General features: G+C 71.1%; 21 protein-coding genes. 11 read left to right on the top strand and 10 right to left on the bottom strand.

Going from position 1 to position 26,776, the window contains the following annotated elements; all coding sequences use genetic code 11:
- Positions 1-18: 18 nt before the first annotated feature.
- Positions 19-1,410, bottom strand: coding sequence for an aminotransferase-like domain-containing protein (locus IFU40_RS14355; RefSeq protein WP_055937851.1), 1,392 nt, complete (start codon positions 1,408-1,410; stop codon positions 19-21).
- 129 nt (positions 1,411-1,539) lie between these two features.
- Between IFU40_RS14355 and IFU40_RS14350 the strand changes: the two genes are divergently transcribed.
- The 10 genes from IFU40_RS14350 (at position 1,540) to IFU40_RS14305 (ending at position 15,662) form a co-directional block, all read left to right on the top strand.
- The gene (locus tag IFU40_RS14350) at positions 1,540-2,388 is read left to right on the top strand and encodes a nitrilase-related carbon-nitrogen hydrolase (protein ID WP_055839742.1); all 849 of its coding nucleotides are present in this window, start codon (positions 1,540-1,542) and stop codon (positions 2,386-2,388) included.
- Position 2,389: 1 nt separating this feature from the next.
- On the top strand, positions 2,390-3,826 hold the full coding sequence (gene hydA / locus IFU40_RS14345) for a dihydropyrimidinase (protein WP_191926757.1): 1,437 nt from the start codon (positions 2,390-2,392) through the stop codon (positions 3,824-3,826).
- A 10-nt stretch (positions 3,827-3,836) separates the two neighbouring features.
- Positions 3,837-4,865 (top strand): TIGR03842 family LLM class F420-dependent oxidoreductase, encoded by a 1,029-nt coding sequence (locus IFU40_RS14340; protein ID WP_191926756.1) that lies wholly within the window; start codon positions 3,837-3,839, stop codon positions 4,863-4,865.
- The gene (locus IFU40_RS14335; RefSeq protein WP_342343539.1) at positions 4,862-5,836 is read left to right on the top strand and encodes an ABC transporter permease; all 975 of its coding nucleotides are present in this window, start codon (positions 4,862-4,864) and stop codon (positions 5,834-5,836) included. The genes IFU40_RS14340 and IFU40_RS14335 overlap by 4 nt, the downstream gene beginning before the upstream one ends.
- On the top strand, positions 5,833-6,639 hold the full coding sequence (locus tag IFU40_RS14330; protein WP_191926755.1) for an ABC transporter ATP-binding protein: 807 nt from the start codon (positions 5,833-5,835) through the stop codon (positions 6,637-6,639). Before IFU40_RS14335 ends, IFU40_RS14330 begins: the two co-directional genes overlap by 4 nt.
- Before the next feature lie 109 nt (positions 6,640-6,748).
- Positions 6,749-7,531 (top strand): ABC transporter permease, encoded by a 783-nt coding sequence (locus IFU40_RS14325; protein WP_191926754.1) that lies wholly within the window; start codon positions 6,749-6,751, stop codon positions 7,529-7,531.
- Between the two features lie 68 nt (positions 7,532-7,599).
- Entirely contained in the window at positions 7,600-8,772 is a 1,173-nt protein-coding gene (locus tag IFU40_RS14320; protein ID WP_191926753.1) for an ABC transporter substrate-binding protein, read from the top strand.
- A 147-nt stretch (positions 8,773-8,919) separates the two neighbouring features.
- A complete protein-coding gene (locus IFU40_RS14315; RefSeq protein WP_191926752.1) occupies positions 8,920-10,158 on the top strand; it encodes an LCP family glycopolymer transferase in 1,239 nt (412 codons plus the stop codon).
- 31 nt (positions 10,159-10,189) lie between these two features.
- Positions 10,190-11,377 (top strand): glycoside hydrolase family 3 protein, encoded by a 1,188-nt coding sequence (locus IFU40_RS14310; protein ID WP_191926751.1) that lies wholly within the window; start codon positions 10,190-10,192, stop codon positions 11,375-11,377.
- A 76-nt stretch (positions 11,378-11,453) separates the two neighbouring features.
- The gene (locus tag IFU40_RS14305; RefSeq protein WP_191926750.1) at positions 11,454-15,662 is read left to right on the top strand and encodes a DUF3418 domain-containing protein; all 4,209 of its coding nucleotides are present in this window, start codon (positions 11,454-11,456) and stop codon (positions 15,660-15,662) included.
- A gap of 45 nt (positions 15,663-15,707) precedes the next feature.
- On the opposite strand, the gene IFU40_RS14300 is transcribed toward IFU40_RS14305, so the two are convergent.
- Complete coding sequence (locus IFU40_RS14300) at positions 15,708-16,199, bottom strand: MarR family winged helix-turn-helix transcriptional regulator (RefSeq protein WP_191926749.1); 492 nt, start codon at positions 16,197-16,199, stop codon at positions 15,708-15,710.
- Between the two features lie 39 nt (positions 16,200-16,238).
- Between IFU40_RS14300 and IFU40_RS14295 the strand changes: the two genes are divergently transcribed.
- Entirely contained in the window at positions 16,239-17,093 is an 855-nt protein-coding gene (locus IFU40_RS14295) for a DMT family transporter (RefSeq protein WP_191926748.1), read from the top strand.
- Between the two features lie 61 nt (positions 17,094-17,154).
- Here the strand turns inward: IFU40_RS14295 and IFU40_RS14290 are convergent, their stop codons facing one another.
- The 8 genes from IFU40_RS14290 to IFU40_RS14255 all read right to left on the bottom strand — a co-directional run bounded on the left by IFU40_RS14290 (position 17,155) and on the right by IFU40_RS14255 (position 26,750).
- Positions 17,155-17,988: a DUF2807 domain-containing protein gene (locus tag IFU40_RS14290; protein WP_191926747.1), complete on the bottom strand. Its 834-nt coding sequence runs from the start codon at positions 17,986-17,988 to the stop codon at positions 17,155-17,157.
- Complete coding sequence (locus tag IFU40_RS14285) at positions 17,985-18,650, bottom strand: response regulator transcription factor (protein ID WP_055839770.1); 666 nt, start codon at positions 18,648-18,650, stop codon at positions 17,985-17,987. The genes IFU40_RS14290 and IFU40_RS14285 overlap by 4 nt, the downstream gene beginning before the upstream one ends.
- Positions 18,638-19,993: a sensor histidine kinase gene (locus IFU40_RS14280; RefSeq protein ID WP_055839772.1), complete on the bottom strand. Its 1,356-nt coding sequence runs from the start codon at positions 19,991-19,993 to the stop codon at positions 18,638-18,640. The genes IFU40_RS14285 and IFU40_RS14280 overlap by 13 nt, the downstream gene beginning before the upstream one ends.
- 64 nt (positions 19,994-20,057) lie before the next feature.
- Positions 20,058-21,290: a substrate-binding domain-containing protein gene (locus IFU40_RS14275; RefSeq protein ID WP_191926746.1), complete on the bottom strand. Its 1,233-nt coding sequence runs from the start codon at positions 21,288-21,290 to the stop codon at positions 20,058-20,060.
- A gap of 74 nt (positions 21,291-21,364) precedes the next feature.
- The gene (gene mmsB / locus IFU40_RS14270; RefSeq protein WP_055839920.1) at positions 21,365-22,540 is read right to left on the bottom strand and encodes a multiple monosaccharide ABC transporter permease; all 1,176 of its coding nucleotides are present in this window, start codon (positions 22,538-22,540) and stop codon (positions 21,365-21,367) included.
- Between the two features lie 76 nt (positions 22,541-22,616).
- A complete protein-coding gene (mmsA, locus tag IFU40_RS14265; protein WP_055839923.1) occupies positions 22,617-24,143 on the bottom strand; it encodes a multiple monosaccharide ABC transporter ATP-binding protein in 1,527 nt (508 codons plus the stop codon).
- A gap of 160 nt (positions 24,144-24,303) precedes the next feature.
- Positions 24,304-25,407 (bottom strand): multiple monosaccharide ABC transporter substrate-binding protein, encoded by a 1,104-nt coding sequence (gene chvE / locus IFU40_RS14260; RefSeq protein WP_055839925.1) that lies wholly within the window; start codon positions 25,405-25,407, stop codon positions 24,304-24,306.
- A gap of 317 nt (positions 25,408-25,724) precedes the next feature.
- On the bottom strand, positions 25,725-26,750 hold the full coding sequence (locus IFU40_RS14255; RefSeq protein WP_070409621.1) for a LacI family DNA-binding transcriptional regulator: 1,026 nt from the start codon (positions 26,748-26,750) through the stop codon (positions 25,725-25,727).
- Between the last annotated feature and the right edge of the window lie 26 nt (positions 26,751-26,776).

Below are 26,776 nucleotides of genomic sequence, written 5' to 3'. Positions count from 1 at the left end.
TCCGGGGGTTGACGGCCCCTACGACAGCGGAGGAGCCGAGGCCGCCCGGGCGAGCGCGTCGGCGACGAGCCGCACGTTCTCGGTGACCGATCCGGCGGTCACCCGCACCCGCTGCTGCGCCGACGCGTCGGCGAGGAACGGCCCGCCCGCGGCGACCGCGATGCCCTCTGCGGCGAGGTAGACGAGGGCGGCGCGCTCGTCGCGGACGGGCAGCCACAGGTTGATCCCGTCGGGTGCGCCCACGTCGATGCCGAGACGTCGCAAGGCCGCGGCCATGCGATCGAGCCGATCACGGTAGATGAGGCGGGCCGTGCGAACCGGCGCGACGGAGCGCGGGTCGATGAGCAGTTCGAGCAGCACCGACTGCAGCAGCCGCGACGTCCACCCGGGTCCCAGCATGCGACGGCGCACGATCCGCTCGACGATGTGAGCGGGTCCGCCCAGCGCGGCGATGCGCAGATCGGGGCCGTGCGACTTCGAGAAACCGCGCACGTGCACGACCTGGGCGGGGATCCACCGCGCGAGGGTGACCGCCGGGGCGGTGGCGATGAGAGCGGAGTGGTCGTCTTCGATGACCGTCACCGCGCGTCCTCCGGGAACGGTGAGCAGCACGTCTGCCAGGCGTCGCGCCCGCTCCGCCGACATCGACACCCCGGTGGGGTTCTGCGCCCGGGTCTGCAGCACCAGCGTCGAGGGCCGCTGCGCGAGCACGCGGGCCAGGGAGGCGGGGAGGATGCCGTCGGCGTCGCTCTCGAGCGGGATCACGACGCCGCCGGTGGCATCGACCAGGTCGAAGATGTACGGGAAGCCCGGTGACTCCACCGCGACCCGGTCGCCGAAGCGCACCACCTGCTCGACCGTGCGGGAGATGCCGTCGAGTGCCCCGTCGACGACGGTCAACGCCTCGACCGTGCGCACCGGCCACTCCTCGGCGAGCACGTCGTGCAGTTCGGGGAGCACGGGCAGGTCGTGATAGCGGCCGGTGTCGGCGCGAGGTCGCGCGCGCGAGAGCGCCCGCTCGATCGAGGGGAGCATCGCCGGATCCGGCGTGCCGAGCGACAGATCGAGACGGATGCCGTGCGCGCCCCGTCCGCCGAGTCCGCTCGGGGTGGGTGTCGGTGGCATCGCCCGCTCGCTCGAGGACATTCCGCGCACCCGCGGGCTCAGCCACTCGCGACGCTCGGAGCGCACGAAGGTGCCCGAGCGACCGTGAGAGGTGACGACTCCCGCCTGGGCGAGCGCGCGCCAGGCCGCGGCGACCGTTCCGGTGGACAGCCCCAGGTCGGCCGCCATCTGCCGGACGGTGGGAAGGCGCTCCCCCGGCCCGAGCGTGCCGTCGGTGACGAGGCGGGCGATCTCGGCCGCGAGCCCCGCCGCGGAGCGGGACTCGAGGGCGCGGGGCGAGAGCATGCGGCTCCAATTAACGACGAAGTCACCCGACGAAATCGTCGGGAAATGTTCAGGCGCGACAGTAACAGAACGACCCGCACGAATGCGACCACTCGCACTCCCCGGCGGGGCAGAGACCGAGGAGGACCCATGACGACGGTGCGAGCGGCCATCACGCAGACCACGTGGACCGGTGACAAGGAATCGATGCTCGACAAGCACGAGCAGTTCGCCCGCGACGCCGCAGCCCGCGGCGCCGAGATCGTGTGCTTCCAGGAACTTTTCTACGGTCCCTACTTCGGCATCACGCAGGACCAGAAGTACTACCGCTACGCCGAGCCCGTCGACGGGCCGATCGTGCAGCGCTTCGCCGCCCTGGCCAAGGAGCTGGGACTGGTCAGCGTGCTCCCCATCTACGAAGAGGCGCAGACAGGGGTGTACTACAACACCTCCGTGCTCGTCGACGCCGACGGCACCGTGCTCGGCAGCTACCGCAAGAACCACATCCCCCACCTCGAGAAGTTCTGGGAGAAGTTCTACTTCCGCCCCGGCAACCTCGGCTACCCCGTGTTCGAGACCGCCGTGGGCAAGGTCGGCATGTACATCTGTTACGACCGCCACTTCCCCGAGGGCTGGCGAGAGCTGGGCCTGAACGGCGCGCACATGGTGTTCAACCCCAACGCCACCAAGCCCGGTCTGTCGAACCGCCTGTGGGAGGTCGAGGGGCCGTGCGCCGCGGTCGCCAACGGCTACTTCGTGCTGCAGCCCAACCGCGTCGGACGCGAAGACAACGAGTACGGCGACGAGGCGGTGTCGTTCTACGGCAGCAGCCAGGTGATCGACCCCCGCGGCAACCACGTGGGCGCGATCGGCTCGGCCGAGCACGAAGAGCTGCTCATCCGCGACCTCGACATGGACCTCGTTCAGCAGATGCGCGACGACTGGCAGTTCTACCGCGACCGTCGTCCCGACACCTACGGCGAGATCGTGGAGGCCTGACATGGCCACCACCCTGATCACGGGCGGCACGGTGGTCTCGGCGACCGGGCGCACCGCCGCCGACGTGCTCCTGGACGGCGAGACGGTCGCCGCCGTGCTGTCACCCGGGTCGACCCTGCTCGGCCACGACCTCGCGGCATCCGTCGACACCGTCATCGACGCCACCGGCAAGTACGTCATCCCCGGCGGGATCGACGCGCACACGCACATGCAGCTGCCCTTCGGCGGTACGAGCGCCTCCGACACGTTCGAGACCGGCACTCGCGCCGCCGCGTGGGGCGGCACGACGACCATCGTCGACTTCGCGGTGCAGCGCGCCGGCGAGCGCGTGCAGGACGGCCTGGCGCACTGGCACGAACTCGCCGCCGGCAACTGCGCGATCGACTACGGCTTCCATCAGATCGTGGGCGGAGTGGATGCCGATTCCCTCGCCGCACTGCCGGGCCTGATCGACGAGGGCATCTCGAGCTTCAAGATGTTCATGGCCTACCCCGGCGTCTTCTACGCCGACGACGCCCAGATCCTGCGGGCGATGCAGGTCGCCGCCGACGCCGGACTGCTCACGATGATGCACGCCGAGAACGGTCCCGTCATCGACGTGCTCGCCGAACAGCTCATCGCCAAGGGCAAGACCTCGCCGTACTTCCACGGCGTCGCCCGCGCCTGGCAGATGGAGGAAGAGGCGACCCACCGCGCCATCATGCTGTCGCACCTGACCGGCGCGCCGCTGTACGTCGTGCACGTCAGCGCCAAGCAGGCGGTGGAGCAGCTCGCCTGGGCGCGCGACAACGGCCAGAACGTCTTCGGCGAGACGTGCCCCCAGTACCTCTACCTGTCGCTCGAAGACCAGCTCGGCGCGAACAGCGAGCAGTGGGGCGACTTCGAGGGCGCCAAGTGGGTGTGCTCCACCCCCCTGCGCTCGAAGGACGAGGGCCACCAGCACCACATGTGGCAGGCGCTCCGGACGAACGACATCCAGATGGTCTCCACCGACCACTGCCCCTTCTGCATGAAGGACCAGAAGACGCTCGGCCAGGGCGACTTCCGCGCGATCCCCAACGGCATCGGCTCGGTCGAGCACCGGATGGACCTCATGTACCAGGGCGTCGTCACGGGACAGATCACCCTCGAGCGCTGGGTGGAGCTGACCAGCACCACTCCCGCGCGCATGTTCGGCATGTACGGCAAGAAGGGCGTCATCGCGCCCGGTGCCGACGCCGACGTCGTCGTCTACGACCCGGCCGGGCACACCTCGATCGGCGTCGGCAAGACCCATCACATGAACATGGACCACTCCGCGTGGGAGGGCTACGAGATCGACGGCCACGTCGACACCGTCATCTCTCGCGGCAAGGTCGTCGTCGACGACGGCGCGTACCTCGGATCCCCCGGCGACGGGCGATTCGTCAAGCGCGGCCTGAGCCAGTACCTGGTCTGAGAGGAACCCCATGGATTTCGGTGTCGTCCTGCAGACCAATCCCCCCGCGGCCCGCACGGTGCAGCTGTCGCAGCTGGCCGAGGCGCACGGCTTCAGCCACGTGTGGACCTTCGACTCGCACCTGCTGTGGCAGGAGCCGTACGTCATCCACTCCGCCATCCTCGCCGCCACCCGCCGGGTCACCGTCGGCCCGTTCGTGACCAACCCCGCCACCCGCGACTGGACGGTGACGGCCTCCACCTTCGCGACCCTCAACGAGATGTACGGCAACCGCACGATCTGCGGAATCGGCCGCGGCGACTCCGCCGTGCGCGTGACCAACGGTCGGCCCACCACGCTGAAGGCCCTGCGGGAGTCGATCCACGTCATCCGCGAGCTCGGCAACTCCCGCGCCGTGGAGTACAACGGTGCGACGCTGCAGTTCCCCTGGAGCCGCGGGTCGGAGCTCGAGGTGTGGGTCGCCGCCTACGGACCGCTCGCGTTGAAGCTGACCGGCGAGGTGGGCGACGGCTTCATCCTGCAGCTGGCCGACCTCGACATCGCCGAGTGGATGATCCGCACCGTCCGCCGCGCGGCCGAAGACGCCGGGCGCGACCCCGACGAGATCTCGTTCTGCGTCGCCGCCCCCATGTACATCGGAGACGACACCCCCGAATCCCGCGCGCACATGATCGAGCAGTGCCGCTGGTTCGGCGGCATGGTCGGCAACCACGTCGCCGACATCGTGGCGAAGTACGGCGGCGACTCGTCGGTGCCCGCCGCGCTGACCGACTACATCGCGGGGCGCACCGCGTACGACTACAACTCGCACGGAAAGAGCAACAACGACCACGTCGACTTCGTGCCCGACGAGATCGTGGAGCGCTTCTGCGTGCTCGGCACCGCCGAGGAGCACATCGCCAAGCTCGAGAAGCTCCGCGCCCTCGGGGTGACGCAGTTCGCCGGGTACCTCCAGCACGACAACAAGGAGGAGACGATGCGCGTTTACGGCGAGACGGTCATTCCGGCGCTCACTCCCCCGGTGACGGCGAAGCGGTGACCGACCAGGTGCTCGCGCCGGGGACGACCACCGCGGTCGTCCCCGAGGAGCGGATGCCGCGGGGCGGCCGTTCCTCGCGCGGGCGCGCCACGGCGATCCGCGTCGGCTGGGGAGTGCTCGGGATCGCCGCGGTCGTGGCGGTGTGGGAGCTCTACAAGCTGCTCGGACCCGCCGACGGCGTGACCGTCGGAAGTGACGGATCGGCCGGATCGGGCGTCATCCTGCTGCCGCGCAGCCACGATCGCGCCATGCCGCACGTGGGAGACATGGTGGTGCGCATGTTCGCGCCCACGAGCGGAGGAGACACCCCGCCGCTGATCGTGTCGGTCGCGGGAGCCGCCGGCATGACGCTGGGCCTCGCCGCCCTCGGCTGGGTGATCGGCGTCGTGGTCGGCTCGCTCCTGGGCGTGGCGATGCAGCGATGGCGTCTCGTCGAGGCGGGACTGCTCCCCTGGATCGTCGTGAGCCAGATCGTGCCGCTCATCGCCTTCGCCCCGGTGGTCAACGCCATCGGCACGCAGGTCGACCGCTCCGGTTTTCCCTGGCCGCCGTGGCTCTCGGTGGCCCTGATCGCGTCGTACCTGGCGTTCTTCCCCGTCGCCGTCGGCATGTTGCGAGGCCTCTCGGCCCCGGATGCGATGCACCTCGACCTCATGCGAGCGAGCTCCGCCGGGTGGTGGCAGACGCTCTTGCGCCTGCGGCTGCCCGCGGCCGTTCCCCACCTGCTGCCCGCCCTGCGCCTCGCCGCCGCGTCGGCGGTCGTCGGCGCGGTCGTCGCCGAGGTCTCGATCGGCCTGCGCGGCGGCATCGGCCGCATGCTCATCCAGCTCGCCGGCCAAGCCTCGTCCGACCCGGCCGCCCCCTGGGCGCCCACCTTCGGCACCGTCGTGATGGGACTCGTCGCAGCCGGCGGCGTCGCCCTCGTCGGCGTCGCTCTGCACCGTTTCCGTCGCGGAGAGGACACCGCATGACCACCCAGACCGCCACCGACCTCGCCGTCCGCGCCGCGGGCGTCGGCAAGGTGTTCCCCAGCGCCGGAGGCGAGGTGACCGCGCTCACCGGCGTCGACCTCACCGTCGCCGCCGGTGAGTTCGTCTCGCTGATCGGACCCTCCGGCTGCGGCAAGTCGACGCTGCTGCGACTCATCGCCGACCTCGACAGTCCGACCGACGGCGAGCTGACGCTGTACGGGAAGTCGGCGCGCCAGGCGCGACTCGACCAGGACTACGGCATCGCCTTCCAGCAGGCGGCGCTGCTGCCGTGGCTGACGGTGGCCGCGAACATCGCTCTTCCCCTCGACCTGCACAAGTGGCCCCGCGCCCGCCGCGACGCCCGCGTGGCGGAGCTCGCCGAACTCGTCGGACTCACCGACTTCATCGGCCGCTACCCCGACCAGCTCTCGGGCGGCATGCAGCAGCGCGTCGCGATCGCCCGCTCCCTCGCCGCCCAGCCCCGACTGCTGCTGATGGACGAGCCGTTCGGCGCACTCGACGAGATGACCCGCGAGCGGTTGCAGTCCGAGCTCGCGCGCATCGCCGCCGAGACCGGAGCCGCCGTGGTGTTCGTGACGCACTCCATCCCCGAGGCGGTGTTCCTCTCGGACCGCGTGGTCGTCATGAGCCCCCGACCCGGACGGATCACCGACGTCATCGACACCCGCCCCGGCCGCGAGCGCGACGATGACCTGCGCGAGTCGCCGGAGTTCTTCGCCCGCGTCACCGCCGTGCGCGAAGCGTTGCACGGCACCCCCGTCCACCGGGCGAACGAACGATGAGCGGGGTACGCCTCGTGGCGCGGACGTCCGTGGCATCCGCGGTCTCGATCAGCGCATCGGATGCCGTGACCCGGCGCACCGTGGCCTCCCTTCCCGCCGGAGGTGGTCGATGAACGCCATTCCCCTGCCGGGCTGGGCGCGCCTCGCCGCCCCCGTCGTCGTGGGTCTCGCGGGGTTGCTCGCCTGGTACGCGTTCGTCGCCTCGGGCAGCGCGCCCCGCATGCTGCCCGACCCGTTCGCCGTCGCGACCGAGCTCGTCGCGCGCTTCCCCCTGGTGTGGGAGGCCGCCGGCATCACCGGCACCAATGCCCTCGTGGGACTGCTCGCCGGAACCGTCGTCGCCGTGCTGATCGCCGCCCTCGCCGCGACCTGGCGACCGGTCGACGGCATGACCGCCCCGCTGGTCGCGGCCCTCGCGGTGGTACCGATCGTCGCGCTCACCCCCATCCTCAACACGATGTTCGGGGCCTCCAGCCAGTTCGGCCGGCAGGCCGTGGCCGGGATCGCGGCGTTCGTGCCGGTGTTCGTGAACACGCTGAGGGGCCTGCGCCAGACCCGGCCCGTGCAGCGCGACCTGTTCCGCGCGACCGCCGCCACCGGCGGACAGACCTTCCTGCGTCTGACCCTCCCCACCGCGCTGCCCTACCTGCTCACGGGCGTGCGGGTCGCGGCATCGCTCGCCGTCATCTCCGCCCTGGTCGCCGAATACTTCGGCGGTCCCGCCGACGGCGTCGGCACCGCCATCGCGACCTACGCCAAGTCGGGCCGCGCGGCCCTGGCGTGGGCGTTCGTGGGCGGCGGTATCGCGATCGGTCTCATCTTCTTCGCCGTGACCGCGCTGCTCGAACGCGTCGTCGCGCGACGCCTCGGCGCGCTGCGCCCGCCCGGCTGACCGGCATCCCGGTCCTCACAGAGCCTGCACCACCACGACACGCTCCACCCGAACCGGAAGGACCATCCATGAGACACAGCACCCGTCGCGCCCTCGGCGCGGTCGCCGGGGTCGCCGTCGCGGCCCTCACACTGTCGGCCTGCTCGGGCGGAGGCTCCGAACCCGCGGCATCCGAGGGCGACTTCACGCCCCTGACCTCGGTGAAGCTGCAGCTGCAGTGGTTGCCGCAGGCGCAGTTCGCGGGCTACTACGTCGCCCTCGACCAGGGCTACTTCCAGGAGGAGGGCTTCGACGACGTCGAGGTACTGCCCTCGGGCGGCGACATCGTGCCGCAGGACGCGCTCGTCGCGGGCGATGTCGACTTCGCCGTCGCGTGGGTGCCGAAGGTGCTCGGCACGATGGAGAACCAGGGGGTCGAACTCACCGACATCGCGCAGGTGTTCCAGAAGTCGGGAACCACCCAGGTGTCGTGGAAGGGCTCGGGCATCACGAGCGTCGACGACTTCGAGGGCAAGCGCATCGGCTCGTGGGGCTTCGGCAACGAGTGGGAGATCTTCGCCGCGATGGCCGACAAGGGCCTCGACGCGTCGACCGTGCAGATCACGACGCAGGACTTCTCGATGAACGCCCTGCTCGACAAAGACGTGGATGCCGCCCAGGCGATGACCTACAACGAGCTCGCGCAGCTGCTCGAGACGGTCGACCCCGCCACCGGGAAGCTCTACACGATGGACGACATCGACGTGATTTCGTACGAGGACACCGCCGGGGCCATGCTGCAGGACGCCCTCTGGGCCGACACGCAGCGGCTGGCCGACGACCCCGCCTACGCCGACGCCGCGAAGCGCTTCCTCAAGGCCGTCGTCAAGGGCTGGGTGTACGCCCGCGACAACCCCACCGAGGCCGCGGACATCACGTACGCCGCCGCGACCGCGCCGGGCGTCGACGCGTTCCCCGTGGGCCCCACCCACCAGCTGTGGCAGATGAACGAGGTCAACAAGCTCATCTGGACCGGCGGCGACTTCGGCATGATCGACACCGCAGCCTGGGACAAGACGGTCGCCGGAGCGATGAAGGCCGTCAACCAGGACGGCCTGAACCTCATCACCACCGAGCCCGCCGACACGGCCCACTCCAACGAGTACATCGAGGCGGCCCTGTCGGAGCTGAAGAACGAGGGGGTCACCGTGGACGGCGACTACACGCCGATCGAGGTGACGCTCACCGAGGGCGGTCAGTAGGACCCCGTCGACGGGGCGACCGGGTCACCGGTCGCCCCTTCGACGCGCGTAAGGCGTGCGGCCTCGCCCCCGGCGGGGCCGTTCTCACGGGGTCGCCCCGACGCGCCGCGCACAGGGGGGCGCGGGTCAGCGTGGTTGACTGACCCGATGCAGAGCTCGCCCCCCGCCCAGCGCTCGCGGGTCCGCCCGGCATCGCCTCGTCGGCGGTGGATCAGAATCATCGCCCTCACGGTCGCCGTCATCGTCCTGGCCGCGCTGGTCGTGGGCGGCTACACGGCGTGGTCGCTGTCGCAGAGGCTTCAGGATGCCGCGGTGCCCCTCAACGACGCGCCCTCTCAGGCTCCGTCACTCAGCACCTACGACGAGCCGTTCTCGCTCCTGGTCGTGGGCACCGACGAGTGCGACGACCAGGTCAAAGACGCCTTCGGCGAGCGCTGCACCGATCCCGGCGCCGAGGGCAACCGCAACGACGTCAACCTGCTCGTGCACGTCTCGACGAACCCGCGGCGCGTGACGGTGGTGTCGTTCCCCCGCGACCTGCAGGTCGCGATCCCGGACTGCACGCGCGAAGACGGATCGATCTCGTCGGGCGTCGGGAAGGCCTCGATCAACACCGCGTACGAAGCGGGCGGGCTGACCTGCGTCGCCGACACGGTGTCGGATCTGTCGGGCCAGCCGATCCCGTTCGCCGCGAAGGTCAGCTTCGGCAACGTCGTGAACATCACCGACGCCGTCGGTGGGGTCGAAGTGTGCATCGGCGGCGACGGCATCGACGACTACGACGCGGGCATCGCGTGGGAGCCCGGGCTGCGCGTGGTGAAGGGGTACGACGCCCTGGCGTTCCTGCGCACCCGCAAGGGCATCGGCGACGGCAGCGACCTCGCGCGCATCGGCAACCAGCAGCAGTACCTCTCGCGGCTGCTCAACAAGCTGCGCAGCGACGAGGTGCTCTCGAACCCGGCGACCTTGATCGGCCTGGCCAACACCGCCGTCGACAACATCACCCCGAGCGAGAGCCTGGCCGACCCGCTGCGCCTCGCGCAGCTCGGCTACACGCTGAAAGACGTGCCCCTCGGCGACGTCACCTTCGTGCAGTACCCCGTGGTCGACGACCCGTCCGACACCAACCGCGTGATCCCCGACGACGCGGCGGCGGCCGTGCTCTGGGACGCCCTCGCCCGGAACGCTCCCCTCGCCCTCACCGGTGAGGCGGGCGCCAACGGCGGCGTCGAGATCGATCCGTCGCAGCCGCAGCCGGCACCCGTCGAGACGACGCCGGCACCGGATGCCACGACGGCGACGCCGGCGCCGGAGGTCGTCGAGCTGCCGGGCAACGTCAGCGGGTCGAAGGCCGACCAGTCCACGTGCTCCGTCGGAAACGGCTGATTCCCGGGCGGGGCAGACGGGGGCGTCCTCGATGCGAGACGATCGGGGGGTGAAGAACGCCTCGCGCTCCGCGGTCCTGCTCGTGCTCACCGCCCTGACGTTGACCGGCTGCGTGCCGCCACCGGCTCCGGCGCCGAGTCCGACGGCATCCCCGTCACCGACGCCGACGCCGACGGTCACACCGACGCCGACGGCCACGCCCGACCCGGCGGCGGCTCTCAGCCTGGAAGACAAGGTGGGTCAGATGTTCATGGTCGGCACCTCGGTCGACGGAGCCGACCCGACCACCCTCGCCGCCGTGACCGACGATCACATCGGCGGGATCTTCCTGCACGGACGATCGGATGCCGGAACGGAGGCGACCGCCGCGCTCGTCGACGGATTCACCTCGGCCGTCGCCGCGGGCGACCCCGAGCTGTGGGTCGCCACCGATCAGGAGGGCGGGACCGTGCAGGTGCTCTCGGGCCCGGGGTTCGACGAGATCCCCTCGGCCGTCGACCAGGGCGGTCAGGACGACGCCACGCTGCGGGCGAACGCGGCGACCTGGGGCGCGCAGCTCGCGCAGGCGGGCGTGAACATGAACCTCGCCCCCGTCGCCGACATCGTCACGAGCCCCGAGACGGCGGCATCCAATCCCCCGATCGGCGAGCTCGCGCGCGAGTACGGCTACGACGGCGCCACCGTCGCCGCGAAGGCCGGTGCCTTCGCCGACGGGATGCGCGACGGCGGCGTGCTGCCGACGTTCAAGCACTTCCCGGGCCTCGGTCACGTGGGTGAGAACACCGACACCACAGCCGGCGTCACCGACGACTTCGTCACCGCCGACGGCGCCGACGTGGGCGTGTACTCGACCGTGCTTCCCGGGGGTCCCGCGGTGGTCATGCTCTCGACCGCGGTCTACGCCAAGATCGACCCGAACGCCCCCGCCGCCTTCTCGCCCACCGTGGTGGGTGTGCTGCGCGACACGGTGGGGTTCGACGGCGTCGTGACGACCGATGACCTCTCGGCCGCCCAGCAGGTGCAGGCGTGGTCGCCGGCCGACCGGGCGACCCTCGCCGTCGAGGCGGGAATCGATCTGCTGCTGGTGTCGGCCGACTCGTCGGTCTACCCCGAGATGCGACAGGCGGTGCTCGCCCGGGCGCAGGCCGACAGCGCGTTCGCGGCCAAGGTGGATGCCGCGGCCTCCCGCATCCTCGCGCAGAAGGCGTCGATGCCCTGACGGGTCTCGGCGCTCCGCCCGCATCGGGGGGCGCGCACGGCACCCGACGGCGGACACCGCGATAGGCTCGAAGGCTGTGTCTGTCGAACCCGTCATCGTCTACCCGCCCGAGCTGCCCGTCAGCGCCGCGCGGGACGAGATCGCGCGCGCCATCCGCGACCACCAGGTCGTGATCGTGGCCGGGGCGACGGGCTCGGGCAAGACCACGCAGCTGCCCAAGATCTGCCTCGAGCTCGGGCGCACCTCGATCGCGCACACGCAGCCCCGCCGCATCGCCGCGCGCACGATCGCCGAGCGCATCGCCGAAGAGATGCAGGTGCCGCTGGGCTCCACCGTCGGGTACAAGGTGCGCTTCACCGACAAGGTGTCGGCCGACACGCGCGTCGCGCTGGTCACCGACGGCATCCTGCTCAACGAGATCCACCGCGATCGCCTGCTGCGCCGCTACGACACGATCATCGTCGACGAGGCGCACGAACGCTCGCTGAACATCGACTTCCTGCTCGGGTACCTGCGCCGCATCCTGCCGAAGCGCCCCGACCTCAAGGTCATCGTCACCTCGGCCACCATCGACCCCGAGAGCTTCGCGCGCCACTTCGCCGCTCCCCCGGCCGAGCCCGGCGGCGATCCGGTTCTCGCGCCGGTGATCGAGGTGTCGGGTCGCACGTATCCGGTCGAGATCCGCTACCGACCGGCCGGTGGGGCCGAGATCGTCGAGGGTGCGGGCGAAACTCCTGAGGATGGGGATGCCGACGGCACGGATGACGCGTCATCCCGCCGCCGCGAGGCGTCCAGCCCTCAGAAAATCAGGAGTTCGGCCCGGCCCGCCGCCAAGCCCGGGCGCGACGCCGACGAGATCGACGAGGTCGGAGCCGTGGTGGCGGCCCTGCGCGAACTCGACCGGGAGTCGTCGGGCGACGTGCTCGTGTTCTTCCCCGGCGAAGCCGAGATCCGCGATGCGGCGGATGCCATCCGCGGGGCGTACCGGAACGACGCCGCGCCCACCGAGGTGCTGCCGCTGTACGGACGCCTCTCCGCCGCCGAACAGCACCGCGTGTTCGAGCGTTCGAGCGTCGCCGGTGTGCGCCGCCGCGTCATCCTGGCCACCAACGTCGCCGAGACGAGTCTCACCGTTCCCGGCATCCGGTACGTCGTCGACACCGGCACCGCGCGCATCTCGCGCTACAGCAACCGCTCGAAGATCCAGCGTCTGCCGATCGAGGCCGTCTCGCAGGCCTCGGCGCAGCAGCGCTCGGGCCGCGCGGGACGCACCTCGCCGGGCATCGCGATCCGCCTGTATTCCGAAGAGGACTTCACCCGGCGTCCGGAGTACACCGAACCCGAGATCCTGCGCACCTCCCTGGCATCCGTCATCCTGCAGATGCTCTCGCTCGGTTTCGGCGACATCCAGGCCTTCCCGTTCCTGACCCCGCCCGATTCGCGGGGCGTGAAGGCGGCGTTCGACCTGCTCGTCGAGCTCGGCGCGGTGAAGCTCCCCGCCCGCGGCGAGTCGGGAACGCCCCGTCTGACCGAGATCGGCCGCGAGATCTCGCGCCTGCCCATCGATCCCCGCTTCGCCCGCATGCTCATCGAGGCGCGCCGCAACGACGTGCAGTCCGAGGTGCTGGCGATCGTGTCGGGCATGTCGATCCAAGACGTGCGCGAGCGCCCCGAGGAGCGCCGCGACGAGGCCGACCGGTTCCACGCACGTTTCACCGACCCCACCAGCGACTTCCTCTCGCTGCTGAACCTGTGGGAGTACCTGCAGGAGAAGCAGGCCGAGCTCGGCTCCAGCGCCTTCCGACGCCTCTGCCGCAGCGAGCACCTCAACTACGTGCGCGTGCGGGAGTGGGTCGACGTGCACCGGCAGCTGCGATCGTTGGGCGGCGAGCGCGGCTCCGACGACGGCGGGCGCGGTGGCGAGGGCGGGCGCGGCCCCGGCGACGGCGGGCGCGGGCGCGGCGGTCGGAACCATGTCCCACTTTCGGCGGTCTCAGACCCCTCCAGGCCGCATGATTCGGGACACGGCTCGCATGAATCGGGACGAGGTTCGCACCGCGGCCCCCAGCACGACGCCTCCGCCCCCGAAGGTCACGCCGCCGGCGATGCCATCCACCGCGCCATCCTGTCGGGGCTGCTGTCGCATCTCGGCATCCTGGATCCGCGCACCGTCGCGCAGGCCAAGGATCGCAAGGCACCGGGAGAGACCCGCCCGACCAAGGGCGAGTACATCGGCGCGCGCGGTGCGCGATTCGCGGTCTTCCCGGGCTCCGGGCTGAAGAAGCGGCGTCCGTCGGCGGTCATGGCCGCCGAGCTCGTCGAGACCTCGCGGCTGTTCGCGCGCACGGTCGCCGCCGTCGACCCGGCGTGGGCGGAGGACCTCGCCCCGGACTTGGTGAAGCGGTCGCTGAGCGAGCCGCACTGGTCGAAGGATGCCGGGGCCGCCGCGGCCTACGAGAAGGTGACGCTCTTCGGGGTCGAGCTCGTCGGCCGGCGCCGGGTGCAGCTCGCGCGCTTCGATCGTCCGCTCGCGCGCGAGATGTTCGTGCGGCACGCCCTCGTCGAGGGCGAGTGGGACCCCTCGGTGCTCGACAAGCGGCTCACCGCATTCCTGCGTCGCAACCAGGAACAACGCCGCCTGCTCGAGAAGATCGAGGAGCGGGAGCGCCGCCGCGACATCCTCATCGGCGACGAGGCGGTCTTCGCGTTCTACAACTCGCGGATCCCCGCCGACGTCAGCGACGTGCGCTCGTTCGAGGCCTGGTGGAAAGACGCCTCGAACCGCACGCCGCACCTGCTCGACCTGCGCGAATCCGACCTCACCGGCGACCGCGCGCAGGGCGATGACCGGGCCTTCCCCGCCCGGTGGCAGCAGGGCGACCAGACGCTGAACCTCGCCTACCGTTTCGAACCCGGCGCCCCCGACGACGGCGTGACGGTCGTCGTCCCCCTGCCGTTGCTCGCGCAGCTGCGGCCCGACGGCTTCGACTGGCAGGTGCCGGGCATGCGCGACGAGCTCGTGACGGCGTTGCTGCGCGCCCTGCCCAAGACCATCCGCCGCAACGTCGTGCCCGCCGCCGACTGGGCCGAGAAGTTCAGCGCCGAGCTGGCGGAGAAGGGGCCCGAGCAGGCCAACGGCCTGCCGCGCACCACGCTCGTCGACTCGCTGGCCGCGCTCGTGCAGCGCGTCGCCAACCAACGCGTGAGCGCCGCCGACTTCGAGCTCGAGCGCGTCCCCGGTCACCTGATGGTGTCGTTCCGCGCGGTCGACACCCGCGGCCGCGCGATCGGCAGCGACCGGGACCTCGGCGCCCTGCAGCGCCGCCTGGCCGACAAGGCTCGCTCGAGCGTCGAGTCGACCATCGCGCGCCCCTCGACCCGCGCGTCAGCGCGCGTCGCCGAGGCCTCGCCCGCGTTCGCCTCGCGCGCGAAGCTCACGACCTGGGACCTCGACGAGCTGACCGAGGTCGTCGACACCCCGGTCGCCGGCGGCGTCGTGCGCGGCTACCCGACTCTCGTCGACGAGGGCGACAGCGTGGCGCTCCGCGTCGAGGCGACCCCCGAGGACGCCGCGCGGAACACCCGCGCCGGCATCCGCCGGTTGATGCTGCTCGCCGTGCCCTCCCCCGCGACGTACGTTCTCGATCACCTCACCGCGAACGAGAAGCTCGCGCTCGCGGCATCCCCGTACCAGAACGCGAAAGCGCTGATCGAGGATGCGCGCGTGGCCCTGGCCGACGACATCCTGCTGCGCGAGACCCCCTCGGGCCTGGTGCGCACCCGGGCCGACTTCGAGCGGGTGCGCGACGCGTTCTCGGCGGCATCGGTGGACCGTACGTTCCAGACCGTGTCGCTCGCGGCGAAGATCCTGCTCGGCCAGCGCGAGGTGGAGCGGGCGATGAAGGATGCCGCGTCCATCACCCTGCTCGGAGCCCTCAACGACGTGCGGGGGCAGCTGAAGGGCCTGCTGTTCTCGGGGTTCCTCTCGCGCGCGGGCCTGCCCCGGCTGCAGCACTACCCGCGTTACCTCGCGGGTGCTCTCGACCGGGTGAAGACCCTGTCGGACAACCCCGGCCGCGACCGCCAGCGCATGACCGAGTACGAACGGACCGCCGCCGGTTTCGTCGAGGCGGGGGGTGTCATGCCCCTCCCGGCGGACGCGCCGGCGAACCTCGTGCAGACCCGCTGGCTGCTCGAGGAGCTGCGCGTGAGCCTCTTCGCCCAGCGCCTCGGCACGGCCGAGCCCGTGTCGCCCCAGCGCATCGCCAAAGCCCTGAAGTCCTAGTCCCCGCCGACCCGACCCGGCCCGCGGCGCGGGAGGGACGGGGGCTCAGACGCCCAGAGCGCTCCCCCACTCGCGCAGCAGCGACTCCAGGGCGCGGCGCTGGGCGGGAGTCAACGACGCGAGCAGGCGCTGCTCGTTCGCCGCGTGCGCGACCACGGCCTCGTCGATCACCCGGCGGCCCTCGGCGGTGAGCGAGACCACGCGACCGCGACCGTCGCCGTCGCTCGCGCTGCGCGAGACGAGACCGGATGCCACGAGCCGATCGACGCGTTTCGTCACCGCGCCGGTGGTCACCATCGTGTGGCGCGCGAGCTCACCCGGGGCGCAGGCGTAGGGCTCGCCGCCGCGACGCAGGGCGGCCAGGATGTCGAACTCGCCCTCGCCCAGACCGAAGCGCCGGAAGACGCGGAGCAACTCGGCCTCGAGGTGATCGGTGATGCGGCTGAGGCGCCCGAAGATCTGCATCGGTGAGGCGTCGACGTCGGGCCGTTCGGCGGCCCATTGCTCGACGATCCGGTCGACGTGGTCGGCATCCATGCCCCCACTATATCTTCCGCGGAAGCTATAGTGCCTTCCATGGAAGATAAATGGCGTGTCGTCGCCGTCACCGCGGTCGCCCCCATCGCCTGGGGAGCGACCTACGTGGTCACGCGACATCTTCTGCCGGCCGATGCCCCGCTCTGGGGCGCGGCGCTCCGCGCCCTCCCCGCGGGCCTGCTGCTGTGGGCCCTCGCCCGCCGCCGGCCGCGCGGCAGCTGGTGGTGGAAGGCGCCGGTGCTGGGGCTGCTCAACTTCGGCGCGTTCTTCGTCCTCGTCTACCTCGCCGCGCAGCTGCTGCCCTCCTCGATCGCCTCGTCAGTGATGGCGCTCTCGCCGCTCACCCTGGCGGGTCTCGCCTGGCCCCTGCTCGGCCAGCGCCCGACCCTGCGCTGGGCCGCGGGAACCCTGCTCGGCGTCGTGGGTGTCGTGCTCGTGGTGGGCTGGAGCACCGGAGTGGTGCCGGCGCTCGGGGTGGTGATCTCGGCCACCGCACTGCTGGTGTTCTCGCTCGGCGGCATCCTGGCCACGCGCTGGAGCGACGAGGTGCCGCTGCTCGCGACCACCTCGTGGCAGCTGATCGCGGGCGGACTGGCCCTGACGGTGGCGGCCGTCGCCGTCGAAGGCGCACCGCCCCGGGTGGATGCCGCGGGGATCGCCGCCTACGCGGGCATCGCCGTCGTCGCGACCGCGCTCGCCTTCGTCTGCTACTTCACGGGCCTGCGCCACCTGCCCGCCGGCACGGTGGGACTGATCGGACTGCTCAATCCCGTGACCGGGGTACTGCTCGGTGTCATGGTCGGTGGCGAGTCGCTCGCGGTCGCGCAGATCGCCGGGATCGTCCTCGTGCTGGCCGCCATCGCCGCCTCGCGCCCCGCCCGCACCCGCACGTGAGTCGCCGGTGTTCGTCGCCCGCGAGCCGAGCGGGGCGACGAATACCGGCGACTCACACGGTTCAGGACGTCAGGGACACCTGCCCCAGCTCGGCCTCGACGTCGACGACCGACGTCGCCGACGGTGAGGTGCGCAGGCGGTTGTCGACGTTGCCGAGGCCGCCGTCGATCGTCACGTCGTACGCGTCGTCGGGCAGGGTGACGTCGGCCGAGCCCGCGGTGACCTTCACCGTGGTGCGGGCGGGCGCGACCCCGTCGAGGGTGGCCGACAGGTTTCCCCCGGCCACCTCGAACGTCGCGGTGTCGACCCCGGTGAGCGTCGTCGACGCGGCACCCCCCGCCACCGAGACGTCGAGGGTGCGCGCGCTGCCCGACAGATCGACCGTGCCTCCGGCCAGTTCCACGGTCAGCGACGCCAGGTCGATGTCGAGATCGAGCGCACCGCCGGCCACGTCGATGCGAGCGTCGAGATCGGTGGTCGCCGACGTGCGGGGCAGGGTGAGGGTGGCCGAGGTGGCGTCGCCGGCCCATCCGACGAGTCCCGCCCGGGGCGAGCTCACCCGCAGCGTGTCGCCGTCGCGCTCGAACGTCCACCCGCTCGAGTCGCGCCCGTTCGTGTCGAGCCGGGCGTCGGCGACGTCTCCGTACTCGATGGTGAGCGCCCCACCGGCCACCTCCACGTCGAGGTCGGTGAGACCGTTCGTCGAGGTCTCGCCCGCGTCGACGGCGGTGCCGCTGTCGCGGAAGGTCGCCGCCGCAGACACGCCCGTGCCGACGACCGCGCCGAGGAGCACGCATCCGCCCACGACGATGGTCGCGATCGAGACGGCGAGGGCCGCGCCGCGCCGGCGGGGAGGGGCCGGCGGGGTGGGATCGAGCGGGGGCTGAACGGTCATGAGGAAGCTCCAGTGTGGTCGTGGCCCAGGTGGACGAGGGCGGCGATGACGCGGCGGTTGCCCGTCTCGCCCTGCTCGAGGCCCAGCTTGGTGAAGATGGCGGTGATGTACTTCTCGACGCTGGCCTCCGAGACGAACAGCGCCTGCGCGATCGACTGGTTCGAGCGCCCCTCGGCGATCAGGGCGAGCACGGAACGCTCGCGCTCGGTGAGACTCTGCAGGCGCTCGTCGCGGCGACGCCGCGCCAGCAGCTGCCCCACGACCTCGGGGTCGAGCACCGTCGCCCCGCCGGCGATGCGGACGAGCGCGTCGAGGAAGTCCCGCACGTCGGCGACCCGGTCCTTCAGCAGGTAGCCGAGCGCCCCCTGCCCGTCGGCGATGAGGTCACTGGCGTACTGCTCCTCGACGTACTGCGACAGCACCAGCACGGGGAGTCCCGGATGCCGCGACCTCAGCGCGATCGCGGCGCGGATGCCCTCGTCGGTCCAGGTCGGCGGCAGCCGCACGTCGAGGATGCAGAGTTCGGGCGCGGTCTCGGCGACCGCGGCCTCGAGGCCGTCGGCGTCGGCGAGGGCGGCGACCACCTCGTGGCCGTCGTCGGCGAGCACGCGCACGAGCCCCTCGCGCAGCAGCACGCTGTCTTCGCAGATCAGGATGCGCACGGTACGTTCACCTCCACCGTCGTCGGACCGCCCTGGGGGCTGTCGATGCGGGCCGTGCCGCCGGCGGCGGTGACGCGGTTGACGATGCCGTCCAGGCCCCCGCCGGGGACGATGCGCGCACCGCCCAGCCCGTCGTCCTCGACACGGGCCCACAGGGTCCCGTCTTCGCGGAGGCGCACGTGCACGCGGCATCCGGTCGCCCGGGAGTGCTTGGCGGCGTTGGTCAGCGCCTCGGCGATCGAGAAATACACGGCCGCCTCGGCCGGACGGCTGCAGCGGCGCGACAGACGCACGTCGAGGGTGACCGGGATGTGCGAGCGCGAGGCGAGCGCCGAGAGGGCGGCATCCAGTCCGCGATCGTCGAGCACCGAGGCGTGGATGCCGCGGGCGAGCTGGCGCAGTTCGGTGATGGCCGACTTGGTCGAGGCGTGCGCTTCGGCGACGAGAGCCTTCGCGGCCTCGGGGTCGTCGTCGATTTTGGTCTGGGCCAGGCCCAGCGTCATGCCGATCGAGACGAGGCGCGGCTGGACGCCGTCGTGCAGGTCGCGTTCGATGCGCGTGCGCTCCACCTCGGCGGCGCGGACGGCTCCGGCGCGGCGGGTGTCGGACGTCCGTGCCTGCTCCTCGAGCTGTGCCTCGCGGGAGGGGACGAGGATGGCTCGGGCGATGACCCCGTGGAGCACCGCCAGGCCGACGATCGCGGCGAGCGACGCCACGAAGACGAGGAGTCCCACGAGCGGGGCGGCGACCCCCTCGAGGGGGACGAAGCCGAGCAGCCGCGTGTTCGACCACCCGAAGATCGGGCTGATCATCAACGCCAGGCCCCAGGCGGCGAGGCCGGCGACGGCGAGCGTGATGATTCCCAGCAGCGTCGCGATGGTGAACGAGGCCACCGCGCGCCACTGCCCGGGGTCTTTCGCCTGCAGCCAGATCGTGTCGAGGACGCCGACGAATCCGGGGCGGGGGCTCCGCCGTGGACGCAGCGGCGGCAGCCCGAAGCCGTAGAGGCCGTCGAGACGCGCGCGCTCGAACCAGGCGATGGCGAAGAGGACGTAGACGAAGGCGACGAGCACGATGACGCCGACGAAGAGGGCGGCGAGCAGTCCGAGACCGGCGCCCAGCATGCCGAACAGGGCGCTGAAGACGGCGGGACCGATGAGGCCGAGCGCGGCGAGGTGCGCGGCGGCACCGGCGACCCGGCCGGGAGAGGCGACGCGGATGCGCGGCGGGGTCGGCGCAGCCGTGACGGCCGCGGGTGCCGACGCGGGCGCGGTCGTGCTCGCGGCGGGGTCGGTGCCCGAGGGCGCCGGCGGAGGAGGCGGAAGGACGGATGCCGTGGTCATGGGTTCCACGCTAGGGGTGAGCCCCGCGGGGGCACCGCCCGGCCAGCCCCCGTGCGCGTTCGGGTTATCCCGAAAGGTCGTCGGTGCGCAGCCAGCCGGTATCGACCAGGGCCGTGTCGACGTCGTCGGGCCGGAGGATCTCGGGCGACCCGCTCGTCACGTCGGCCTCCGGCGCGCGGCGGGCGAGGAGCGCGTCGATCGCATCGACGGTCGCCGGTACCAGGGCCCGCGGGTCGGCGAAGACGGTCGCGGCGATCGCGCCGTCGTGGAGCGCCCGCGCCGTGACGGTGTCGGCGCCCGAACCGACCACGAGCGGGGCCGGCGCAGGAGCAGCCGTCGACGAGGGAACGGGGGTGGGAGACGGCGAGGCGTCGTCGTCGGCCGGCGGGTCGGTGGTCACCGCGGTCACGACGCCGCGCGTGACGGCGTCGCCCAGGGCCAGCAGCGCGGTGGGGGCCGGGTCGGAGCGGCCGAGCGCGCGAGCACGGTCCTCGGCCGCGTCGGCGACGTCGAGGGGATCGTCGGCGACCGCCGCCTCGTCCCACGTCGCTCCCGCCACGAGGGTGAGACGCCCGTCGACGGCGGCCGGAGCAAGGGTCGCCACGGCAGCGTCGTACCGACGCCGTTCCCACGCGTCGTCGGCCGTCGCCGCGAGCACCGCGACACGGGCGGGCGCGACGACCGGAGCGGAATCGTCGGGGCTCGTCCCGGCGTCGGGCCCGGTGCTCTCGTCCGGGTCGGAGCCGGCGTCGGGCTCGATCGTCGCCCCGGCGTCGGACCCGGCGTCGGAGGGGCCGTCGCCCGGGTCGACGGCATCCGGGGTCACCTCGGGCAGCTCCGCGAGCAGAGCCTCAGCCTGCGCGCGACCCAGCTCCTCCGGCTCGACGACCGCGGTGAAGGCGACGGCGTAGGCGGTGGAGGTCCGCCCGAAGAGCACGACGGGGTCGGCCCCCTCGGACGGGGGCGCCGCCGCGGAGACGTCGCCCGGCAGGGGCGCCACGATCACGGCATCCGCACCCTTCGTGCGCATGTTCTGCACCTGCGCGCCCTGCGTGCGGGCGTCATCGGCCGCGAACTGCAGGTCGACGCGATAGCCGCGGTCGCGCAGAGCCGCGGACAGGGCGTCGCCGGCCCGCACCCACTCGGCGTCGGCGGTCGAGGGAAGAGCGATGCCGATCACCCCGGCACCGTCGCTCGTCCCCGTGGTGCGCGCGGTCGTGGACGTGCAGCCGGCCAGGCCCAGGGCGAGGACGGCCACGAGGGCGGCGGCGGCACGGAGAGGCGTGCGGGGGGTCACCCGCTCCATCCTGCCCCACACACGGGAAACGCCCCGTCGCGCGAGGCGACGGGGCGTTTCGGGACGAGCATGGATCACCCGCGGGTGCGGTTCTTGTTCCACACGTCGAAGGCCACGGCCAGCAGCAGCACGAGACCCTTGATGAACTGCTGCACGTCGGTCGAGATACCCATGAGCGACATGCCGTTGTTGAGCACACCCATGACGAGACCACCGGCGATCGCGCCGACCACGCGGCCGACACCACCCTGAACGGCGGCGCCACCGATGAACGATGCGGCGATGGCATCCAGCTCGAACAGGTTTCCGGCGCCGGGGCCGGCCGAGTTCAGGCGACCCGTGAAGACGATGCCGGCGAGGGCCGCGAGCACGCCCATGTTCACGAACAGCATGAAATCGACGCGACGGGTGTTGATGCCCGACAGCTTCGCCGCGGTGCGGTTGCCGCCGATCGCGTAGATGTGGCGACCGAAGACGCTCCGGCTCATGACCGTCGAGTAGCCGATGACCAGCACGGCGAGCACGACGAGGACGATCGGGGTCCCGCGCGAGCCGGGAGCGACACCCAGCAGGTAGGTCAGGTACGCGATGAGCGCGCCGCCACCGACGATCTTGAGGATGAACCACAGCTGCGGCTCGTTCTGCAGCTCGAGCGCGGCGCGCTTGGCGCGCTGGCGCACCTGCGACACGACGAACATGACCAGGGTCAGCACGCCGAGGGCGACGGTGATCCACTCGGCGGGCGAGCTGGCGGCCGGGAACAGGTCGGGGAAGAGATAGCCACCGCCGAGCTGGCGGTACTCGGTCGGGAAGGGCGTGATCTGCGTGTTGCCCAGCGTCATCTGCGTGAGGCCTCGGAACAGCAACATGCCCGCCAAGGTCACGATGAACGCTGGGATGCCGATATACGCCACCCAGAAGCCCTGCCACATGCCGACCACGGCACCCAGGAGCAGCGACAGCAGGATGCCGAGCCACCAGGGCAGGCCCCACTGCACGATGAGCACACCCGAGACGGCACCGACGAAGGCCGCGACGGAACCGACCGACAGGTCGATGTGCCCGGCGATGATGATCATCACCATGCCGATCGCGAGGATCAGGATGTAGCTGTTCTGGACGATGATGTTCGACACGTTGCCCGCGGTGAGCAGACGACCGCCGGTCAACGCCTGGAATAGCAGGACGATGACGATCAGCGCGATGAAGATGCCGATCTCGCGCAGCCGAGAGGTGAAGAACTGCAGCATGCCGCCGGCACCGCTGCCGGTGCCGCCGCCGACGGGACCCTTCGGCGTGGCGGGACCCTGGGGGGTCACGGTGTTGTCAAGCGCTGACATGGTCGGCTTCCTTTTCCTTGGTCATGAGCACCATGAGGGCCTCGGGAGTGGCCTCTTCGATGGGCAGCTGGCCGGTGATGTGGCCTTCGCTGAGGGTGTAGATGCGGTCGCAGATGCCGAGGAGCTCGGGCAGCTCCGAAGAGATGACGAGCACCCCCTTCCCCTGCGCCGCGAGGGAGTTGATGATCGTGTAGATCTCGTACTTCGCGCCCACGTCGATGCCGCGGGTGGGCTCGTCGAGGATGAGCACCTCGGGGTCGGAGAACAGCCACTGCGACAGCACGACCTTCTGCTGGTTGCCGCCGGAGAGCTTTCCGACCACCACGTCGACGCTGGGCGCCTTGATGTTCATCGACTTGCGGTAGCGGTTCGCGACCAGGTACTCCTCGTCGCCGTCCACGAACCCGCCCTTCACCAGCTTGCGCATCCCGGCGAGCGAGATGTTGCGCTTGATGGTGTCGATGAGGTTGAGGCCGGCGCCCTTGCGGTCTTCCGTGACGTACGCGAGCCCGCTGCGGATGGCGGCGGGAACCGTGGAGGTGTCGGCCTTCTTGCCGTTGATGTAGACGGTGCCCGAGATGCGCGAACCGAAGCTCTTGCCGAACACGCTCATCGCCAGCTCCGTGCGACCGGCGCCCATCAAGCCCGCGATACCGACGACCTCGCCGGCGCGCACCGTCAGGTTGGCCTCGTGGATGACGACGCGGTTGGCGTCGGTGGGGTGACTGACGTTCCAGTCCTCGATGCGCAGCACCTCGTCGCCGATCTCGACGTCGCGGTCGGGGTAGCGGTTCTCGAGCTCGCGGCCGACCATCCCGCGGATGATCCGGTCCTCGCTCGTGCCGCCGGTGGCGACATCCAGCGTCTCGATCGTGCGACCGTCGCGGATGATCGTGACCTCGTCGGCGATCGCGCGGATCTCGTTGAGCTTGTGGCTGATGATGATGCAGGTGATGCCCTGCCCGCGCAGGTGACGGATCAGGTCGAGCAGGTGCTCGGAGTCGTCGTCGTTGAGGGCGGCGGTGGGCTCGTCGAGGATGAGGAGCTTGACGTCCTTCGACAGCGCCTTCGCGATCTCGACGAGCTGCTGCTTGCCGACACCGATCTCGTTGACGGGCACGTCGGGGCTGTCGCCCAGGCCCACGCGGGCGAGGAGCTTCGAGGCCTCGCGGTTCGTGGCATCCCAGTCGATGAGACCGCGGTGCGTGATCTCGTTGCCGAGGAAGATGTTCTCGGCGATGGACAGGTAGGGGCTGAGGGCCAGCTCCTGGTGGATGATGACGATGCCGGCGGCCTCGCTGTCGCGGATGTCCTTGAACTCGACGGTGTTGCCGTCGAAGACGATCTCGCCGCGGTAGTCGCCCGCGGGGTACACACCGCTGAGCACCTTCATGAGGGTCGATTTGCCGGCGCCGTTCTCGCCGCAGATGGCGTGAACCGTCCCGCGCGCGACGGTCAACGACACGTCGGCGAGCGCGATGACGCCGGGGAACTCCTTGGTGATCGAGCGCATCTCGAGGATGGTGCTCACGAGGTCCTCCTTGCAGAACCGGCTCGTGGCCGGTCGGGATGATGGGGCGGGGGCGCTGCGCGCCGACCCGCAGGAGCCTCCGCCGCGACCCGGTCGGGCCGCGGCGGAGGCGGGGTGGGAGGGTCGGAACCCTCCCGGGGGATCAACCCAGGTCGGCCTCGGTGTAGTAACCGCTGTCGATCAGGAGTTCCTTGTAGTTGTCCTTCGTGACGATCGTCGACTCGAGGAGGTACGAGGGGACGACCTTCTTGCCGTTGTCGTAGGTCTTCTCGTCGTTGACCTCGGGGGTCTCGCCCTTGCGGATGTCGTCGACCATGGTCACGGCCTGCTTCGCGAGCTCGCGCGTGTCCTTGAAGATCGTCGAGTACTGCTCACCGGCGATGATCGACTTGATCGAGCCGGCCTCCGCGTCCTGACCCGTGATGACCGGCAGCGCGTTCGCCGCGTAGCCGCCCGAGGTGAGGGCCGAGATGATGCCGATCGACAGGCCGTCGTAGGGCGAGAGCACGCCGTCGAGCTTGGTGCCGCCGATGACGGTGAGGATGTTCTCCATGCGCTTCTGCGCCGTCTCGGGCAGCCAGCGGAGGATGGCCGCCTGGCCGAACTCGGTCTGGCCGGAGGGAACCGTCAGCACACCCTTGTCCATGTAGGGCTTGAGGGTGTCCATGGCGCCGTTCCAGAAGTACGTCGCGTTGTTGTCGTCGGGGCTACCGGCGAACAGCTCCACGTTGAACGGGCCGGCGGCGCCGGTCTCGGCGCCCGACGCGTCGAGCACGCCGAGGCCGGTCAGGAGCGACGTGGCCTGCTGGACGCCGACCTTGTAGTTGTCGAACGTCGTGTAGTAGTCGACGTTCTCGGTGCCGTTGATCAGGCGGTCGTACGCGATGACGGGGATGTCGGCGTCCTTGGCCTGCTGCAGCACGTCGGTGAGCGTGGTGCCGTCGATCGAGGCGACGATGAGCGCCTTGGCGCCCGAGGTGATCATGTTCTCGATCTGCGAGACCTGCGTGGGGATGTCGTCGTTGGCGTACTGCAGGTCGACCTGGTAGCCGAGCTCTTCGAGCTGCGACTTGACGTTGTTGCCGTCGGCGATCCAACGCTCCGACTGCTGGGTCGGCATGGCGACGCCGATGATGCCGCCGGCTTCTGCCGAGTCGCCGCTGCCGGCGCCGGTGCGGTCTCCCGCGCAACCGGCCAGGCCGATGCCGAGCGCGAGGACGCCCGCTCCTGCGATCGCCTTGAGCATGCTGTGCTTCTTCACTCTGGTTCCCTCCGTTGGGTGTTTGTCGCGATGTCTCCCGAGGAGCCCATCGCGGGCAGTGCTGACGACGCACGTCGGGCGCACGGTCGGCGGGGCGAAACGGAGGCGGTCGATGAGGCGGGTCACCCGCGTCGTTCGAAACGTCTTCGTCTCGACGGATCCGCTCCGCAGCGAGTCCCGTCGGCCGTGTGACCCGGTCATGTGACCGTTCACATTGTGTGAGTGATGCTACCTCGCGCTGAGCAGTGGCTGTCAAGTCCCGATGCGTTCGCGGTCCAGCCGTTGCCGAAACGTGACGAAAGTCACCACGACGGCGGAGCCGTCGACGAGCGCACGATCAACCGCAGGTGATCGGGCTCGCCCGCGGCGATGTCCTCCACGTCGACCCCGAGGGCGGTGAGCAGATCGATCACGGCGCGCGTGCCGATGCCGGCGAAGTCCTGCCGCACCGTTGTCAACGGCGGCCACAGGTGCGCCGATTCGGGAACGTCGTCGAAACCGACCACCGAGATGTCCTCGGGCACCGAGCGACCTATGGCGCGAACGGCATGCATGAACCCCAGGGCCATATGGTCGTTGCCGGCGAAGACCGCGGTGGCATCCTCGGTGCGCAACAGCTCGAGCCCCGCCTCGAAGCCGAACTGCGCGCTCCAGTCCCCCAGCACCGGCGGCCGGGGGGAGAGATCGTGGGCGTCCATCTCGGCGAGGTACCCGCGCATCCGATGGTCGGCCTCGACCCAGTCGCGGGGCCCGGCGATGTGCAGGATGCGGGTGTGCCCCAACTCGATGAGATGACGCACCGCCGCCCGCGCGCCGGCGGTCTGGTGGTTGTGCGACGAGGTCGTGCCCGTCGACGACACGATCTGCACGGGCACCGGGAGCTGCAGCTCGTCGAGGATCGGCAGCACCCGCGTCTGGGGGGCGACGGCGATGAGCCCCTCCACCGACTGCTGCATGAGGTGGTCGATCGAGGCGCGCACGTCGTCGGGCGCGCTGGTGGCGAGGTTGGTCACCGTCAGGCGGTATCCGGCCGCGCGCGCGGCCGACTCCACGGCCTGGATCATGGTCGCGACGCCGAACGTCGTGGTGCGCGGGCCGAGGACGCCGATCAACCGGGAGCGACTGGTGGCGAGGGCGCGGGCCGCCTGGTTCGGCACGAACTTCAGCTCGGCGATCGCGGAGCGCACCTTCGCGGCCGTCTCGGGTCGCAGCTGCGGGCTGTTGTTGATGACACGCGAGACCGTCTGATAGGACACCCCCGCCAGACGGGCGACGTCGCGGATGCTCGGGGCGCGGCCCGGTGCTTCCGGGATGTCGGTATCGCTCATGGTCCGCCTCGTCGCGGGTCGCGCGC

Origin of the sequence: Microbacterium sp. CFBP 13617 (assembly GCF_014839445.1) — a bacterium.
Classification (GTDB): domain Bacteria; phylum Actinomycetota; class Actinomycetes; order Actinomycetales; family Microbacteriaceae; genus Microbacterium.
The sequence above is the reverse complement of the archived record's forward strand: the minus strand, read 5'-3'. Positions and strand labels throughout refer to the sequence as shown.